Source organism: Streptomyces sp. NPDC104761 (assembly GCF_055583445.1).
Genome location: NZ_JBVJNZ010000010.1, coordinates 210,281 through 225,299 on the forward strand (window position 1 = coordinate 210,281; position 15,019 = coordinate 225,299).

The window sequence follows — 15,019 nt, forward strand, 5'->3', positions numbered from 1 at the left end:
CGGGACTCCGGGTGGGACCGCCGGGGACTGCGGGTGGGACCGCCGGGGACTCCGGGTGGGACCGCCGGGGACTCAGTGCGGGGCCCGGCCGGGCCCTACCGGTTGCCGCCGGGCATCCTCACCGCGGCCGAGTCCCAGGTCCCCGGCTTTCCAGCCGGCGAACGGCGCATGCGTCGCCTTGATCACGCACGTCGTCACCAGCCGAGCGCGCCCTCGTCGGCTCGCGCATCCCGGAGCGGCGCGGGCGGGGGCGCGTCGTGGCAGGTGAAGCCGAGCCGGGTCAGGGCGCGCCGCATCTCGAACGACGTGAAGTCCCGGCGGTTCTGCCTGGTGATCACTTCCCCGACCTGCATCACGGGGTAGACGCGGCCCTCGATGGTCACGGAGACGCCGGTGACGGGTTCGGGCGTGATGCCGCCCATCGACTGCTCGACCTCGCTCTTGGTCAGGTCGAAGGGGAAACGGGCAATGACACAGCGCATGGATGCCTCCGCAGGAGTGAGTGAGAACACCGGGGAACGGCTCTGGAGAAGGCCCGACGCGCGTCGGCGGCCGGACGGCGTGGTCAGGGGGTGAGCGCGAGGACGCCCAGGGCGTAGCCGTGGTCGTCGACCACGGGGGAAACGTTCAGTATCCGGACCCGCATGGCCGCCTCCGCGTCGCCGAGCGCGGCCGCCGACGCGGTGAACGGCCCGCGGTCGAGCGGGATGTCGCGCAGCCGGGTCCGGTCGCTGAACCACGAACCGCCGCGGTGCGCGGTGAGCTGGGCCCGGGTGACCAGTCCCGCGCACCGCCCGTCCTCGTCCTGGAGGAGCAGGTGCGGGACGCGAGCCCCGATGAGCACGGACAGGGCCACGTCGACCGCCATGTGGTCGTCGACCTGCGGTCCGGGGGCGTACAGCATGGCGTCGCGGGCGGTCAGACCGGTGCCGTCGGCCTTGCCGGACCGGTGTGCCCGGGGCGGCGGAGTCGGTGTCGTCGGCGTGCTCGGCGTCAAGGGCTTCTCCTCTTCGTCGGGGCGGGCGGGAGCGCGGCGTCTCGGCCTGGCCGGGAGCGGGGGCGCGTTCCCCGTGGCCGGGCTATGCGGTCGGCCCGGGGGCGGAGCGTCGTCCGACGGCGGCCGGCGCGCGGACGGTGACCGGCACGCCGGACGGGGTCCGGGCTCCGGTGATGGCGTGCAGTTCGGGCGCGCCGGGGCGGATCCTGGCCGTGTGCGGGGTGATGCCGGCGTCGGCCATCAGGCGGTCCACCGCCCGGCGCTGGTGCGGCAGGACAAGGGTGACGACGGTGCCGGACTCGCCGGCCCGGGCGGTACGGCCGCCGCGGTGCAGGTAGTCCTTGTGGTCGCCGGGCGGATCGACGTTGACGACCAGGTCGAGGTGGTCGACGTGGATTCCGCGGGCCGCGACGTTGGTGGCCACGAGGGCCGTGACGTGGCCGTCCTTGAACCGGGCGAGCGTCCGGTTGCGCTGCGGCTGGGACTTGCCGCCGTGCAGGGCCGAGGCGCGCACTCCGACGGACAGCAGGTGCTCGGTCAGCCGGTCGACCGCGTGCTTGGTGTCCAGGAACATGATCACGCGGCCGTCGCGGGCGGCGATCTCGGTCACGGTGGTGTCCTTGTCGGCGCCGCGCACGTGCAGCAGGTGGTGCGCCATGGTGGAGACGCTGCCCGCCGGCGGGTCGACCGAGTGCACCACGGGGTCGTGGAGGTAGCGGCGCACCAGGAGGTCGATGTCACCGTCCAGGGTGGCCGAGAACAGCAACCGCTGTCCGCCCGACGGGACTTGGTCGAGGAGCGTGGTCACCTGCGGCATGAAGCCCATGTCGGCCATCTGGTCGGCCTCGTCGAGGACGGTGACGGCGACCCGGTCCAGCCGGCAGTCGCCCCGCTCGATGAGGTCCTTGAGACGGCCGGGCGTCGCGACGACGACCTCGGCCGCGCCGCGCAGAGCACTCGCCTGGCGGCCGATCGACATGCCGCCCACCACGGTGGCGAGCCGCAGCCGGAGGGCGCGGGCGTAGGGCGCGAGCGCGTCGGTGACCTGCTGGGCCAGTTCCCGGGTGGGGACGAGGACGAGGGCAAGCGGCTGCCGGGACTGGGCGCGCTGCCCGTCGAGACGGGCCAGCACCGGCAGGCCGAAGGCGAGCGTCTTCCCCGAGCCCGTACGACCCCGGCCCAGCACGTCCCGGCCGGCGAGCGCGTTGGGCAGGGTGGCCGCCTGGATGGGGAAGGGCACGGTCACCCCCTCGGCGCGGAGCGCCGCCAGCAGCCGTACGGGCATGTCCAGTTCGGCGAACGCCTCGACCGCGGGCAGCGGTTCGGTCAGGGTGACGGGCGGAGCGAACTCCTGTCGCCGTGCGGTGGAGTTCGCTCCCTGACGGCTTTTGCGCCCGCTGCCCGGACGGGGACCCTGGTGGCCCGCGTCCTGCTTGCGGAAACGGCTTCCGTGCGTGGAGCCTGCCGAGTGCGGGGCACTCCCGTTCACGCGGGAGCGACCGGAGGTGCCGGTGGTACGACGGGTGCGGTTCAAGACGGAACCTTCCTCGATACGGCGTATCGAGGAATTCCGTCAGACGGCGGGCGGCCGTACGAGGAATCACAAGAATGAGCCGAAGAAAAAACGGAACGCCTGGCCTCTCGGTACCGAAGCCGGGGCTGTCGTCAATCCGGAGACCCGGAGATCCCGGATACCCGGAAACCCGACGGTCCCGGAAGCCCGGAGATCCCGTAAACCCAAAGATCCCGGAAAGCCGAAGGTCCCGGAAAGCCGAAGGTCCCGGAAAGCCGAAGGTCCCGGATGCCCGGAGATTCCGGAAACCCCGGCAACCCCCGGAAACTACGGAGATCGGCTGTCCAGGTGTCGGGGTGTACGGACAACGCAATGGCTGGGGCCCGCACCCCAGGAGCGCGGGCCCCAGCCACGTGATGCGCGAGCCGCTGGCTCGCGACGCTGCGCGTCGGTCTCAGGCAGCGACGATGTTCTCGGCCTGCGGGCCCTTCTGGCCCTGCGTGACGTCGAAGCTGACCTTCTGGCCTTCCTGAAGCTCGCGGAAGCCGCCGTTGCTGATGATGTTCGAGTAATGGGCGAACACGTCAGCGCCACCGCCGTCCTGCGCGATGAATCCGAAGCCCTTTTCCGCGTTGAACCACTTCACGGTGCCAGATGCCATATTGAATCTCCCTCGGGGGGCAGTATCGGACCCGCACTCTGCGGAACCGAGTCGTCGCAATGATCACCCCTCCGGAAAGATCCGGAAAGCCATGCAAAGAAAAGACCTGTGGTAACCAAAACTGCAACGGCTGTCACGCTAACACAGCCGGGCGAACCCGGCCATACACTTTGGGGGCGGCCAGGCAATTCTCATCCCGCCGGAACCGGTATTTCTGCACCGGCGGAACTAGATATGAGCGTCGCCCTCGTCCAGCTTCCGGCGTATGTCGCGGTTCAGGCGGAGGGCGTCGTCCAGCTGGTCCTCCAGGGAGATGATGCGGCACGCGGCCTCGATGGGGGTGCCCTGGCCGACCAGTTCGCGGGCGCGGGCGGCGACGAGCAACTGGCGGCGGGAGTACCGGCGGTGTCCGCCTTCCGAGCGCAGGGGCGTGATCAGCCCGGCCTCCCCGACGGCCCTGAGGAAGGCGGGGGTGGTGCCGAGCACGGCGGCGGCCCGGCCCATGGTGTAGGCGGGGTAGTCGTCATCGTCGAGGTTTCCGACGACGGGGCCGTTCTCAACGGGCATGACACCTTCGTTCCGGGAGCTCTGCGCAGGACCCAGAGTGCGTGGCACCCGCGCTCAGGAGGAATCAGCACCCTCTGCGTCGTAGCCACAACCCTATCGGCGGCGGGCGCAGACATGTGGACTCGCCGTGACAGATTTCCGTCCGGGCTGCTTCCGCGTACGTGGCACCTGCCGTCAGCCTTCCGTGGGTGCCGTGTCGCGGTCGTGGGCGAGTTCGCCCGCCACATAGGTGGCCCGTACGGCACGGTCGTCGCCCAGGACCGCCAGGACGAACAGCAGTTCCTCGATGTCGGCGACGCGCGTGGTGCGCTGGGCGAGGAGCGGGGTGGCCTTGGGGTCCAGGACGACGAAGTCGGCTTCGTGCCCGGGTTCGAGGGTGCCGATCCGGTCGTCGAGGCCCATGGCCTGGGCACCGCCGAGGGTGGCGAGGTAGAACGCCTTGACCGAGTCGAGCGGGTGGTCGGCCAGTTTGGCCACCTTGTACGCCTCGTTCATGGTGGCGAGCAGCGAGAAGGTCGTACCGGCGCCGATGTCCGTGCCCAGGCCCACGCACAGGGGCCGGCGGGGGTCCTTGGCGTCATCGATGCGGAACAGGCCGCTGCCCAGGAAGAGGTTCGAGGTGGGGCAGTGGGCGAGGGCCGCGCCGGCCTCCGCGCACCGGTCGCGCTCGATGCGGGTCAGGTGCACGCCGTGTGCCAGGACCGCCCGGGGCCCGAGGAGCCCGTAGTGGTCGTACACATCGAGGTATCCCTGTCGCTCCGGGAAGAGGGAGCGCACCCATGAGATCTCTCCGGCGTTCTCCGAGACGTGCGTGTGCATGAGCGCCCCGGGACACTCATGCCACAACGCCGCGGCCGCCTCCAGCTGCTCCGGGGTGCTCGTGGGCGCGAAACGGGGCGTGATCGCGTAGAGGTTGCGGCCCTTGCCGTGCCATCGCTCCAGCAGGCCCTTGGAATCGTCGTAGCCCGTCCTGGCGGTGTCCAGCAGGCGGTCCGGGGCGTTGCGGTCCATCAGTACCTTGCCCGCGGCCATCCGCATGTTCCGCCGGGAGGCCTCCTCGAACAGTGCGTCGACCGACTGGGGATACACGGCGCAGAAGGTGAGGGCCGTGGTCGTCCCGTTGCGCAGGAGCTCGTCGCAGAAGACGGAGGCGGTCCGGCGTGCGTACTCGGCGTCGGAGAACCGCTGTTCCTCGACGTAGGTGTAGTGGTTCAGCCAGTCGATGAGCTGCGAGCCGAACGCGGCGACGATCGCCGTCTGGACGTAGTGGGTGTGCGTGTCGACGAAGCCCGCGGTGATCACGTGATCCGGGTAGTGGACCGGCTCGGTGCCCTCGGGCAGCCGGTCGCGAAGTGCCGCGTAGCCGCCGGCCGCGACGATGACGCCGTTCTCGCACACGAGCAGGCCATCCTCCTCGTGGACGAAGGCGCTCTCACGGTCGGTCAGGAAAGGATCGTCCCGGAACCACACGAGCCGTCCGCGCACCGCCGTCACTGCCGGTGTCACCTCGCCTCCCCTCCCGCTGTCAGAGCTGATGGCCAGTCGGCGCTGCGGATGAGGTGCGGGTGCGGGCGCCGGGGCGACCTGACCAGATGGATGCGGAGTACCCGGTGAGCGCTGATGATTCCTCTGCCGTTGATTCCGGCCGCCTCGTGGCCGGCTGGATTCCCCCACGCGTGTCCGGGCCGGCACCCTTCATGATCAGGACGAGCGGCATCGCCGCCCACCCCTTGCGCGGCTCGGGCGGCTCGGGCGGCTCAGGAGGGGAGATGCCGGAGATGCTCCCCTCAGCGGGTGGGGTTTCACCCACCGGGTGGCACACCGCCGCCCGGTTCGAGTCCGGGGGTTCGGCCCGGTGCGGGATCAGGACCGAGCTGAGCGGTCAGCCGTCGGGCGTGGGCCAGCAGCGCACCGTGCGTCGCCAGGGTGCCGGGATCTGCCTGAACGGCGTCGGGCAGTGTCCGGTGGAGTTCGTCGAGACTCCGGCGCAGTTCCTCGGCGGTCCCGCGCAGCGCCTCCTGGGCGTTCGGCTCCGTGCCGGTCTCCGCGAACCTGGTCCGGCCGTAGAGACCGATCGCCCGGCCCGCGTGGTGCAGGACGTCGGCGTAGGGGCCGGTGATGCGCGGGCCGGGGCGTACCGCCTCGTCGTGGTGGCCGGCGATCTCCCGCACGGTGCGGGTCACGCCTTGGAGGTGCACGGCGACATGGTCCAGTACGGCCAGTGCGTCGTCGTACGTCCTGCCGGGCGGGGACACGGCACGCGGACCGCGACCGCGGTGGTTGCCCCGCATGCTCTCGCGGCTCCAGCCGACCGCGGAACGGGCCTGCTCGACCAGGCGCCCCAGGCGCAGCGCACGCTCGTGCCAGACCCCGGCCACATGCTCGTCCCACTCTCCCCGGGCCAGCCCCTCGGCCACCGCGCAGAGGATCTCCTGCGCTTCTTCGGACGCGTCCTGGAGGGCGGCACGGGTGTCGCGCAGATACACCGGGGGCCGGATCACCGCGTTGACCGTGATACCGACCACCGCACCGAAGACCGCCTCCGCGACCCGCGCCCCCGAAGTGACGAAGGTGACCTGCCCGCTGGTCAGGACGAACAACGCGGCGGTGGCGGCATAGATGCCCTGACTGCCCAGGCGCTGCCACCGCGTCAGCAGCAGCACCGCCGGGAGCACCACCGCCATCGCGGCCATCGTGTTGTCCAGCACCAGCGCGACGAGGGTCGCCGCCACCGTGCCCACCGCGATCGCCGCCAGCTGCTGCAAGCCGTGCGCGAGCGACCGGTACACGGTCGACTCCACGAGTACGACCGCCACCCAGGGAGCGACGAAAGCCACCGGCGCCTGCAGCCACCATCCGGCCACCCCCCACGCCAGACAGGCGGCCAGTGCCGCCTTGACGGCTTGTACCGCCAGATCGCGTTCACGGCCCGGCTCCGTCCACACTCGCCGCACCGCCCGCACGGCGGCTCCGCTCTGCCGCCGCACCGCCCGTGCCGCCCAGCCAGGTCCACTCCACTCCATGACACAGCCAGTGCCACATCGGACGCCCCGGATGCGCCTTGTGACCACCATCACGGGAGTCGGTCGAGCGCGCACGGCAGGTGACGCGAGGATGTCCGGCAGGTCCGCCGGACACCCGCCGGTGTCCGTATCCGATCAGGCCCGGTGCGTACCCTTCGCCAGCGGGGCCGGCCCGCCCGGCACCGCCCAGCACTCCCGCCCGCCTCCCTGGCGCGGCCAGACCTCGGGGCCGCCGCCGTACCACTCCACTCGCCCCGACTCGGCCACGTCCAGCTCGTCCCCGCACACGAGCCCGACGTGCTGAAGGAACAGCGTCAACTCGTGCAGGGAGTACGCCGTGCCCAGGTACCGGCCGTCGAGATACACGCGGCGGCCACCGGATCCGCCGGGCGGCTCCACGACTGCAGACCCCACACCCATGACCCCAGCCTCTCCCCGTCAAAGCCTGTCCGCATCCCACGGCGAGTCACGGCATGAGCTCGTCCTGATGGCCGGCGCGCCATTCGGCGAGGAGCACGGTCGCGTCGTCGTCCAGATGGCCTGCGTGGTGTTCGACGACGGCGTGCATCAGCCGGCGGAGGGTCTCGTGGAGCGTCTGGCGGCCGGAGTGGTGGCGCACGATGAAGTCGACGAAGCGGTCCCGGCCGAACTCGTGGCCCTGCGCGTCGCGGGCCTCGACGATGCCGTCGGTGTAGAGGAGGAGCCGGTCGCCGGGCTGGAGCTGGTGGTGGCGCACGGCGACGGGCAGATCGAGGCTGGTGCCCATCGGTGCGGCGGGCGGGCAGGTGAGCTCGATGGTCCAGCGGTCGTCGCGGACCACGAGCGGCAGGTGGTGCCCGCGGTTGATCCAGGTCAGCGTTCCGGTGTCGAGATCGAGGTCGGCGAGGATGCCGGTCACGTAGCGGGTGGCGCCGAAGTGGGCGGTCAGCAGTTGTTCGACGGCCTGGCTGGTCTCGACGAGCGAAGCGCCCTGGCGCCGGGCGTTGCGGGAGGCTGCGACGGTGAGGGTGGCGGTCAGTCCGGCGGTGGTGTCGTGGCCCATGGCGTCGAAGACGGACAGGTGCAGCGTCCTGCCGCTGACGGCGTAGTCGAAGGCGTCACCGCCCACTTCGTAGGCCGGCTCGATCATGGCGCCGAGGGTCACGTCCCGCCCCGCGTAGGCGGCGGGTGGCATCAGGTTCCACTGCAGCTCCGCGGCCACGTTCATGGGCTCGGTCCGCACCAGCCGGGCGAAGGAGTCACTGAAGGACCGCTTGCTCAGCAGCAGCAACGCCACCAGCGAGGCCAGGTCGCGAAGGTCCTGCCGAGGGTCGTCCCGGTCGCCCGCGGTGGTGTCGGTCCCCTCGGCGGTGTCGGCCCGCAGGACGCCGATCCGTGCGACACCGTCGGTCACCGGAACCCACCAGCGCCGCAACTGCCCCTCACGCGCGGTCTCGGCGACGATGGCGACGCGCTGGTAGGCGCGGCCGGGCACCGTCGCGTCGATGTTCAGCTGCTCACCGCCGCTGCCCGCGTCGTCGCCCTCTCCGGTGAGCTGCCGCAGCACCTTCTCCTGGAGGTCCACCGCGAAGACGGCCACGTCCCGCAGACCGACGCGCGCCGCGTGGGAGGCGATGAGGCCGGGCAGATCGTCGAGCGCCGCCAGGTGAGCAGCCTGCATCAGCTCACGCAGCATCCGCCCGCAGTTCGTGGGGATCGACATGGGGATCGACATGGCTCTTCCCGGCCGCACCACATGCGGCACCGTCCCGGGTACCCGGGTCCGCCCGGTCCATGAGCCTGCCCTGCGGCCGCCGCTTCCCGGCCCGGTTCGACACCCCCGCTCAGGGCGCTGCTGGAGTTCCCCTGCCTCCGCGGCGCGTGCCCCGCGGCCGCGGAAACGCGTGCGAGTGGTGCTTCCGCCGTGGCTGCGGGGGAACTCGGCACGCGGCAGACGGGCCCGAATGTGGAAGGAGAGGCGTCATGCCTGCTGGATCGAGCTCCAAGCGGGAGCGTCAGTACGAACACGTCAAGAAGAGCGCCCAGGACCGCGGTGAGTCGACGAAGCGGGCCGAGGAGATCGCGGCACGCACGGTCAACAAGGAGCGGGCCAGGTCGGGCGAGTCGAAGACCGCGAGCAGGACCTCGACCCGTGACCCGAAGTCGGCGTCGCAGCGCGGCGGGCAGCGCTCGCACAGCGGTGCGGAGGGGCCGACCAGGGACCAGCTGTACGAAGAGGCGAAGAAGCGCAACATCGAGGGCCGGTCGTCGATGACGAAGCAGCAGTTGCAGAACGCCCTCGGCCGGTGAGACCAGACCTCTGCGAGGGAATCACGGTACGTTGCCGCGCAGCGCCGTGGTTCCCTCGCGCCAAGGGGTGAGGAGCCTGGCGGCGAGGCGGTCCTCCAGGCAGCCGGTGGCGCGGATCCCGAAGACCACGTCGGCGTCCAGGTGCGGCTCGCTCTCCAGGAGTCCGCCGACGACGTCGTGGCGTACGACCTGTTCGTGGACGGCGTCGGCCTCGACGTGTTCGGTGTAGAACCGTACGGCCGCGGGGCCCGCGCCGGTCCGGCGCATCGCCTCGGCCAGCCGGCGCGAGGCCGGGGACGAGGTCACCTCGACGGCGGCGAAGTGCCCGACTAGTGCGGCGCGCAGCGAGCGGTGCAGACCGAGCAGGGACATCAGGTTGACGGTGGCGAGCGCCTCGGCCGGTGCGGCGTCGACGTACCGGCCGTACGCCGTGTCCAGGCCGAGGTCCGCCATGAGGGCGGCGAAGAGTTCCGCGTGGATCTCGTCGGCGCGGCCCGCGCCGAACTCGTCGTACTCGACGGCGACCATGGCCGCCTTGGCCCGCCCGCGCAGCCGGGGGATGACCCAGGCGTGCGGGTCGGCCTCCTTGAGGTGGTAGAGCGAGCGCAGCGCGGCGTACTCCCGTAGCTGCTGGAGGCTGCCCTCGGCCTGGAGGAAGTGGGAGACGCTGTCCCCGGGGTCGGTGGCCGGCTCGACCTGGAGCTCGTCGAGAGCCCGCGCGGCGGTGTCCGCGCCCTCCGTCACGGGCACGTCCGTGCGGAGCGCCTCCAGGAAGCGGCCCTCCAGTGCGGCGCGGACGCCCAGCAGTCCGCTGTCCCACTCCCATGCGTCGGGGACGCCGTCGAAGCCCTGGTAGTGCAGTTCGTAGAGGACGTAGAGGGCGAGCTGGAGGTCGTCGCCGTACGGCGAGCAGCGCGCCGGGGACGGCACGCCGGCCGCATCCGCACCGCGCAGAGCGGCGATCACGGCGGCCGAGAGCGGACCGCGGGCCTCGGGCAGCGGCGGGGAAAGCGGTCGGATCACGAGGCATCGCCGCCTTCAGCGGGTTGCTTGCCGCGGCAGCGGTGGCTGGTGTCGCACCAGGGGAAGGTCCGGCTGCGCCGGCAGGTGCAGACGGCCACCACGAAACGCCTGGACTCCGTCACCACGCCGTCCTCACCCACCACCTCGACCGGCCCTTCCACGAGGAGGGGTCCGTCGCGCTGGACGCGGATGCGGCAGGGCCGCTCAGGTGTGTTCGGCACGGATCACCACCAGTTCCTCGGTCGTCCCGTCGGCTGCCAGGCCGCGTTCGCGCAGCCAGTCGAGGCGGGAGCGCAGGACCTGCCCGAAGGGCAGCCTGGTCCGCTCCACCACCTGCGCGCTCAGCCCGGCCGCCGCGAGACGGGTGAGCGTGGCGCCGGTGCCGCACAGATGCGAGTGCACGATCAGAAGCGTTCCCGTGGGCCGCAGGACCCGTGGCGCGGTGTCGCAGATGCGGTCGATCAGCATCCGGCCGTCCGCGCCGGCGTCCCACGCCCGGGCGGAGCCTCGGGGAGGTGCGTCGCCCGGAGCGGGCACATAGGGCGGGTTGGCGATCACCAGGTCGAACCGTCGGCCGCCGGGCAGCGCTGCCGTCAGGTCACCGTGGCGCACCCGCAGGCGCTGCCCGTTGAGCAGGGCGTTGATCCAGGTGACGGCGACGGCCCGCCAGGAGATGTCGACGGCGGTGACCCGGCCGCCGAGCCGGGCCGCCTCCATCGCGAGCATGCCGCTGCCGGTGCCCAGGTCCAGGACATCCGTGTCCCGGGTGATGCGCTCCCGTCGCAGTGCCCGTCGCAGGAGCCGGGTGTCGGTCTGGGGCGTGTACACGCCCCGCGGGGCCCAGCAGCGCAGCGGCCGGACGGCGGGGAGCGAGTCTGCGGTCACCGTGCCCTCCTCAGCCGGACACCCGCACCGGCTGCGCGGTCAGGGCCCGCGCCACGCCGATGAGGTTGTCGGCCCTGGTGCGGCCGGTGGAGGGCTCGGGGGACTTCTTGGGCGTGCGGTTGACGACGAGGGCTTTCACAGGGGCTCCGATGCCAGGGAGACCGCCGGGCACAGGTGCTACGGCGGAGGTCGGTGGTGCCATCGCCGGGTTTCCGAGGTCGTGAGCCGAAAACCCGATAGCTCCTCATACCGGAGACTTGCGTGAAAAAAGCGTCGGCTCACGTCGAATCCGGCCAGGTGGGAGTCGAGCGTTCGCGCGCGGCGCCCCCTGCACACGAGCCATGAGCCATGCGCAACCGGCCGCCGCCGGCTCGCAACCCCGCGTGTCTCACAGTTCTCGCTTCTCCAGCGGCTTCACGGCGGGGCCCTGGAGGATCCGGCCGTCCGGGGCGAAGCGGGAGCCGTGGCACGGGCACTCCCATGCCTGTTCGGCGCGGTTGAAGGCGACGAGGCAGCCGAGGTGGGTGCAGACGGCGGACACGGCACGGAGCTGGCCGCTCTCGTCGCGGTGGACCGCGCAGTGGTGCCCGCCGAGCCGCACCACGGTGCCGTCGCCCGGGGCGAGGTCCTGGGGCCGGGGGCCGGTCACGGAGGGCAGCCGGTCGCCGACGAAGTGGCGGGCGACCTGAGCCTGGTGCTTCAGGAACGAGGCCCCCTCGCGTACGACGGGACCCACCCGCCGCGGGTCGTAGAGCCCGGCCCACTCCACCTCGCGACCGCCGACGAGGTCGCTGATCAGGCGGCCCGCCATGATGCCGCCGCTCAGGCCCCAGCCGCCGAACCCGGTGGCCACGTAGACGTGACGGCTGCCGGGGTGGAGCGGCCCGACCAGGGGCACGGAGTCGGTGGAGTCGTTGTCCTGGGTGGCCCAGCGGTGGGTCGGGGTCAGCCCGGGGAAGTGGTCGGCGGCCCACGCGGAGAGCCGGGCGAAGCGCTCCTCGACGTCGGCGGTGCCGGGCGTGAAGTGCTCGCCGGTGACGATCAGCAGGCGTTTGCCGTCACCGTAGGGGGCGCTGCGCACGGACCGGGTGCCCTGCTCGGGCGTGATGTACATGCCCAGCGGGGCCAGGGCCTCGTCGACGGTACCGGCCACGACCAGCTCGCGGCGCGGGGAGAGCCGGGTGAACAGCAGCGCCCGGTCGAAGACCGGGTAGTGGGTGGCGACGACGACCTTCTCGGCACGCACCGACACGCCCGCGTCCGTCTCCAGCACACAGGGCTCGCCCTCGGTCAGGCCCACCACCCGTGTCCCCTCGTACACCGTGCCGCCACGCCGGCGCAGGTCGTCCGCGAGCGCCAGCAGGTACTTCCGGGGATGGAACTGGGCCTGCCCGGTCACCCGGACCGCCCCGGCCACCGGGAACGGCAACTCCGTCTCCGTCACGAACTCGGCGGGCAGCCCCGCCTCCCGCGCCGCCAGCGCTTCCGCGCGCAGTTCCGCCACCCGCTCGGGATCGCGCGCGTAGGTGTAGGCCGCCGCTTCCTCCCACGCGCAGTCGATGCCCAGCTCCGCCACGAGTTCGGCGGCGCGCCGGATCGCCTCGCTCTGCGACCGCGCGTACAGCCGCGCGCCCTCGGGGCCGCGGGTGCGGCGCAGGTGGTCGTAGACCAGGGTGTGCAGAGCGGTCAGCTTCGCCGTGGTGTGCCCAGTGACGCCGGCGGCCAGCCGACCGGCCTCCAGAACGGCCACCTCGCGCCCCTGCCGGACCAGCTCCCAGGCCGTACTGAGCCCGGCGATGCCCCCGCCGATCACGGCGACCTCGACGGAGAGGTCACCCGACGGTGGCGGTGCGGGTTCGCCGGGCGGCGCCGTCTCCAGCCAGTACGACCCTCGGATTCCGCTCTCGGTGTCTTTCATGGCCGCACCCCTGTCTCGACGTTCATGGCAGCCGGGTTCCCATCCCGATGACGTGACACCGGGAACCAGCGCAGAAGCCACAGGACCACTTCTTCGCCCGGGTTCCCGGACCGCCCACCACCCCGCGGCGGTACCGGGTTCAGACCCATGGTGACGGCGTACGACGGGCCGCCCCGGCGATGCGGCGCAGCGGCGGATCGCGGCCGAGCCGAGCGCCGACCTGCGCCTTGCCCGCCGGATGCGGCAGCCACACCCGGGTTCGCGGCGACTGTGGCTGCCGCGGGCCTGAACTTCCTTCCCCTGCCGCGTGGCGGTGTCGTGGAAGGCTGGGTAGAAGGCTGGTCCGGTGTGGGACGAGCGAAGGAGAACACGGTGGACTGGGGTCGGTTCGCACAGGAGATGGCGTCGATGGCGCGGGATCTGCTGGCCCAGGATTCGGTGGCCGCGACACTGGAACGGATCACCGCTTCGGCCACGGAGCTGGTGGACGGTTGTGACGCGGCCGGCATCCTCGTCCTGCACGACGAGCACGTGGAGACCCTCGCTCCCACCCACCAGTTGGCCATCGACAGCGACCGGCTCCAGGAACGCCTGGGAGAAGGCCCCTGCTTCGACGCCGCCCACAGCTCGCGCGGGGAACGGGTGTTCCGCATCGCGGACCTCACCGCCGAAGTCCAGCGCTGGCCCGCCTACGCCCCCAGGCCCACAAGCTCGGCGTGGGCAGCATGATGGGCTTCCTGCTGTTCACCGAGGACGAAGACCTCGGCGCCCTGAACCTCTACTCCCGCGAGCCCGGCACCTTCACCACCACCAGCGAGACGGCCGGGGTGCTGCTGGCCTCCCATGCCGCGGTCGCCTTCTCCGCCGCCCGCTCCCACGCCCAGCTGGAACAGGCCCTCGCCACCCGGCACCTCATCGGCGAGGCCATGGGCATCGTCATGGGCAGCCACCGCCTCACCGAGGAAGAAGCCTTCAACGTGTTGCGCCGCTACTCCCAGACCAGCAACATCAAACTGCGCGAGGTCGCCCGCCGGGTCTGCGAAGAAGGCGCCCTGTCGTGACCTGAACGACGGCTTCCCGGCGCGGCTCCATCGGGATCGGGCCTTCGGGCAGGGAGCGGCGCCAGACCTCCCCAGGCGCGGCGCCGCTCCCTCACCAGCCTGCCCCGATTACCCCCGGGCTCCGGCCCTACACCCGCGACGTCGCCCTACCGTGCCCTGCACGTCGTGTGCGCGGATGCCTGTCCAGCGAAATGCCCCGAGTTTCCCTCCATAAACAAGGCATCGGCGAAGAATGAACGGGCGACCGCAGGGCAATCGGGGCGCAGGAGGTTGATAACGATGGTTCCCCTGCTTCTCGTCCTGCTTCTGGCACTCATTCTGTTCGGCGCGGGCTTCGCCCTGAAGGTCCTCTGGTGGGTCGCGGTGGTCGTCCTGGTGGTGTGGCTCCTGGGCTTCGTCATGCGGTCCACCACCACAGGGGGCGGCCGGGGTCGCTGGTACCGATGGTGAATTGACGGCACCCCGCGCCTCCGCTGAAGGACCCGTCCGCAACCGTGGGCGGGTCCTTCACTCGTGTGCACGCAGCATCATCGTCGGCCGTCGGGGTACCTGAGCGCCCCGCACGGGCACCGCGCCGACGAACCGCCCTGCCGGCGCTCCGCGTGTTGTGGAAGCGGAGGCGGGCGGCGCTGGAGCGGACGCCCCGTGACCGTCCCCGAAGGAGAGCATCAAAGGAGGGTGAGCCTGATGGCCACCGTGTCACTCACCGGAGCGTCCCAGCAGGACGCCGCCACCGTCTTCGGCGTCCTGCGCACCGCGTTCCCGACCGACCGTCCCGCCGACGACCTGCCCAAGGAGCAGCCCGGCGACCGCTCCACCGTGTGGAGCGCGGAGTTCGAGCCGACGCAGGAGTGGATCCCGACCGATCCGATCCCTCTGGAGGGCTCGGTCTCCGCCACCCTTCAGGGCACCTACCTCGCCGTGGACCGGCTCCGCGAGGCCCTGGGTGCCGCATTCGCCGTGGACGAGCAGGGCACGGCGTCGGGAGACCAGGAGAAGGAGCTCGACCTGCGGCTCGCCACCAAGCGGTGACGGGACGGACGTCCGTCCCCGCACACCCAGACGCCTGAGGAGAGAAGCGC

General features: G+C 71.8%; 18 protein-coding genes and 1 pseudogene. 4 read left to right on the forward strand and 15 right to left on the reverse strand.

Annotated features, from left to right (window positions below; translation table 11 throughout):
* Positions 1–194: 194 nt before the first annotated feature.
* The 10 genes from ACZ63F_RS26745 to ACZ63F_RS26790 all read right to left on the reverse strand — a co-directional run bounded on the left by ACZ63F_RS26745 (position 195) and on the right by ACZ63F_RS26790 (position 8,475).
* Positions 195–482: an SCO5918 family protein gene (locus tag ACZ63F_RS26745; RefSeq protein WP_469714303.1), complete on the reverse strand. Its 288-nt coding sequence runs from the start codon at positions 480–482 to the stop codon at positions 195–197.
* Between the two features lie 83 nt (positions 483–565).
* On the reverse strand, positions 566–904 hold the full coding sequence (locus ACZ63F_RS26750) for a CBS domain-containing protein (protein ID WP_469714558.1): 339 nt from the start codon (positions 902–904) through the stop codon (positions 566–568).
* 175 nt (positions 905–1,079) lie between these two features.
* Positions 1,080–2,531, reverse strand: coding sequence for a DEAD/DEAH box helicase (locus ACZ63F_RS26755; protein WP_469714305.1), 1,452 nt, complete (start codon positions 2,529–2,531; stop codon positions 1,080–1,082).
* Between the two features lie 433 nt (positions 2,532–2,964).
* The gene (locus ACZ63F_RS26760) at positions 2,965–3,171 is read right to left on the reverse strand and encodes a cold-shock protein (protein WP_352356523.1); all 207 of its coding nucleotides are present in this window, start codon (positions 3,169–3,171) and stop codon (positions 2,965–2,967) included.
* A gap of 228 nt (positions 3,172–3,399) precedes the next feature.
* Positions 3,400–3,738 carry a helix-turn-helix domain-containing protein gene (locus ACZ63F_RS26765; RefSeq protein ID WP_469714307.1) on the reverse strand — a complete coding sequence of 113 codons (339 nt, stop codon included), beginning with the start codon at positions 3,736–3,738 and terminating at the stop codon, positions 3,400–3,402.
* Between the two features lie 174 nt (positions 3,739–3,912).
* Entirely contained in the window at positions 3,913–5,244 is a 1,332-nt protein-coding gene (gene guaD / locus ACZ63F_RS26770) for a guanine deaminase (RefSeq protein WP_469714309.1), read from the reverse strand.
* A gap of 19 nt (positions 5,245–5,263) precedes the next feature.
* Positions 5,264–5,560 carry a DUF6480 family protein gene (locus ACZ63F_RS26775; RefSeq protein ID WP_469714311.1) on the reverse strand — a complete coding sequence of 99 codons (297 nt, stop codon included), beginning with the start codon at positions 5,558–5,560 and terminating at the stop codon, positions 5,264–5,266.
* Positions 5,541–6,761, reverse strand: coding sequence for an FUSC family protein (locus ACZ63F_RS26780; protein ID WP_469714313.1), 1,221 nt, complete (start codon positions 6,759–6,761; stop codon positions 5,541–5,543). The genes ACZ63F_RS26775 and ACZ63F_RS26780 overlap by 20 nt, the downstream gene beginning before the upstream one ends.
* Positions 6,762–6,896: 135 nt before the next feature.
* Positions 6,897–7,181 carry a hypothetical protein gene (locus ACZ63F_RS26785; RefSeq protein ID WP_469714315.1) on the reverse strand — a complete coding sequence of 95 codons (285 nt, stop codon included), beginning with the start codon at positions 7,179–7,181 and terminating at the stop codon, positions 6,897–6,899.
* A 46-nt stretch (positions 7,182–7,227) separates the two neighbouring features.
* Entirely contained in the window at positions 7,228–8,475 is a 1,248-nt protein-coding gene (locus ACZ63F_RS26790; protein ID WP_469714317.1) for a PP2C family protein-serine/threonine phosphatase, read from the reverse strand.
* Between the two features lie 248 nt (positions 8,476–8,723).
* On the opposite strand from ACZ63F_RS26790, the gene ACZ63F_RS26795 reads away from it, so the two are divergent.
* Positions 8,724–9,050 (forward strand): plasmid stabilization protein, encoded by a 327-nt coding sequence (locus ACZ63F_RS26795; RefSeq protein ID WP_469714319.1) that lies wholly within the window; start codon positions 8,724–8,726, stop codon positions 9,048–9,050.
* A gap of 21 nt (positions 9,051–9,071) precedes the next feature.
* Here the strand turns inward: ACZ63F_RS26795 and ACZ63F_RS26800 are convergent, their stop codons facing one another.
* From ACZ63F_RS26800 to ACZ63F_RS26820, 5 genes are all read right to left on the reverse strand, one after another.
* Positions 9,072–10,073, reverse strand: coding sequence for an iron-containing redox enzyme family protein (locus tag ACZ63F_RS26800; RefSeq protein WP_469714321.1), 1,002 nt, complete (start codon positions 10,071–10,073; stop codon positions 9,072–9,074).
* Positions 10,070–10,294: a CDGSH iron-sulfur domain-containing protein gene (locus tag ACZ63F_RS26805; RefSeq protein ID WP_352356541.1), complete on the reverse strand. Its 225-nt coding sequence runs from the start codon at positions 10,292–10,294 to the stop codon at positions 10,070–10,072. The genes ACZ63F_RS26800 and ACZ63F_RS26805 overlap by 4 nt, the downstream gene beginning before the upstream one ends.
* Positions 10,278–10,958, reverse strand: coding sequence for a HemK2/MTQ2 family protein methyltransferase (locus ACZ63F_RS26810; RefSeq protein ID WP_469714323.1), 681 nt, complete (start codon positions 10,956–10,958; stop codon positions 10,278–10,280). The genes ACZ63F_RS26805 and ACZ63F_RS26810 overlap by 17 nt, the downstream gene beginning before the upstream one ends.
* A 10-nt stretch (positions 10,959–10,968) precedes the next feature.
* Complete coding sequence (locus tag ACZ63F_RS26815; protein WP_469714324.1) at positions 10,969–11,097, reverse strand: hypothetical protein; 129 nt, start codon at positions 11,095–11,097, stop codon at positions 10,969–10,971.
* Positions 11,098–11,346: 249 nt separating this feature from the next.
* Positions 11,347–12,876, reverse strand: coding sequence for an FAD-dependent oxidoreductase (locus ACZ63F_RS26820; protein WP_469714326.1), 1,530 nt, complete (start codon positions 12,874–12,876; stop codon positions 11,347–11,349).
* 399 nt (positions 12,877–13,275) lie between these two features.
* Between ACZ63F_RS26820 and ACZ63F_RS26825 the strand changes: the two are divergent.
* The 3 genes and pseudogenes from ACZ63F_RS26825 to ACZ63F_RS26835 all read left to right on the forward strand — a co-directional run bounded on the left by ACZ63F_RS26825 (position 13,276) and on the right by ACZ63F_RS26835 (position 14,969).
* Positions 13,276–13,937, forward strand: a pseudogene (locus tag ACZ63F_RS26825) (GAF and ANTAR domain-containing protein).
* A 279-nt stretch (positions 13,938–14,216) separates the two neighbouring features.
* The gene (locus tag ACZ63F_RS26830) at positions 14,217–14,387 is read left to right on the forward strand and encodes a hydrophobic protein (RefSeq protein ID WP_093498613.1); all 171 of its coding nucleotides are present in this window, start codon (positions 14,217–14,219) and stop codon (positions 14,385–14,387) included.
* A 237-nt stretch (positions 14,388–14,624) separates the two neighbouring features.
* On the forward strand, positions 14,625–14,969 hold the full coding sequence (locus ACZ63F_RS26835; RefSeq protein WP_457696309.1) for a hypothetical protein: 345 nt from the start codon (positions 14,625–14,627) through the stop codon (positions 14,967–14,969).
* Positions 14,970–15,019 lie beyond the last annotated feature (50 nt).

Coding starts and splice junctions, on each gene's coding strand:
- ACZ63F_RS26785 (WP_469714315.1), bottom strand. CDS start 7,181: ATGGGTGTGGGGTCTGCAGTCGTGGAGCCGCCCGGCGGATCCGGTGGC.
- ACZ63F_RS26780 (WP_469714313.1), bottom strand. CDS start 6,761: ATGGAGTGGAGTGGACCTGGCTGGGCGGCACGGGCGGTGCGGCGGCAG.
- ACZ63F_RS26750 (WP_469714558.1), bottom strand. CDS start 904: ATGCTGTACGCCCCCGGACCGCAGGTCGACGACCACATGGCGGTCGAC.
- ACZ63F_RS26835 (WP_457696309.1), top strand. CDS start 14,625: ATGGCCACCGTGTCACTCACCGGAGCGTCCCAGCAGGACGCCGCCACC.
- ACZ63F_RS26790 (WP_469714317.1), bottom strand. CDS start 8,475: ATGTCGATCCCCATGTCGATCCCCACGAACTGCGGGCGGATGCTGCGT.
- ACZ63F_RS26745 (WP_469714303.1), bottom strand. CDS start 482: ATGCGCTGTGTCATTGCCCGTTTCCCCTTCGACCTGACCAAGAGCGAG.
- ACZ63F_RS26760 (WP_352356523.1), bottom strand. CDS start 3,171: ATGGCATCTGGCACCGTGAAGTGGTTCAACGCGGAAAAGGGCTTCGGA.
- ACZ63F_RS26830 (WP_093498613.1), top strand. CDS start 14,217: ATGGTTCCCCTGCTTCTCGTCCTGCTTCTGGCACTCATTCTGTTCGGC.
- ACZ63F_RS26820 (WP_469714326.1), bottom strand. CDS start 12,876: ATGAAAGACACCGAGAGCGGAATCCGAGGGTCGTACTGGCTGGAGACG.
- ACZ63F_RS26765 (WP_469714307.1), bottom strand. CDS start 3,738: ATGCCCGTTGAGAACGGCCCCGTCGTCGGAAACCTCGACGATGACGAC.
- ACZ63F_RS26795 (WP_469714319.1), top strand. CDS start 8,724: ATGCCTGCTGGATCGAGCTCCAAGCGGGAGCGTCAGTACGAACACGTC.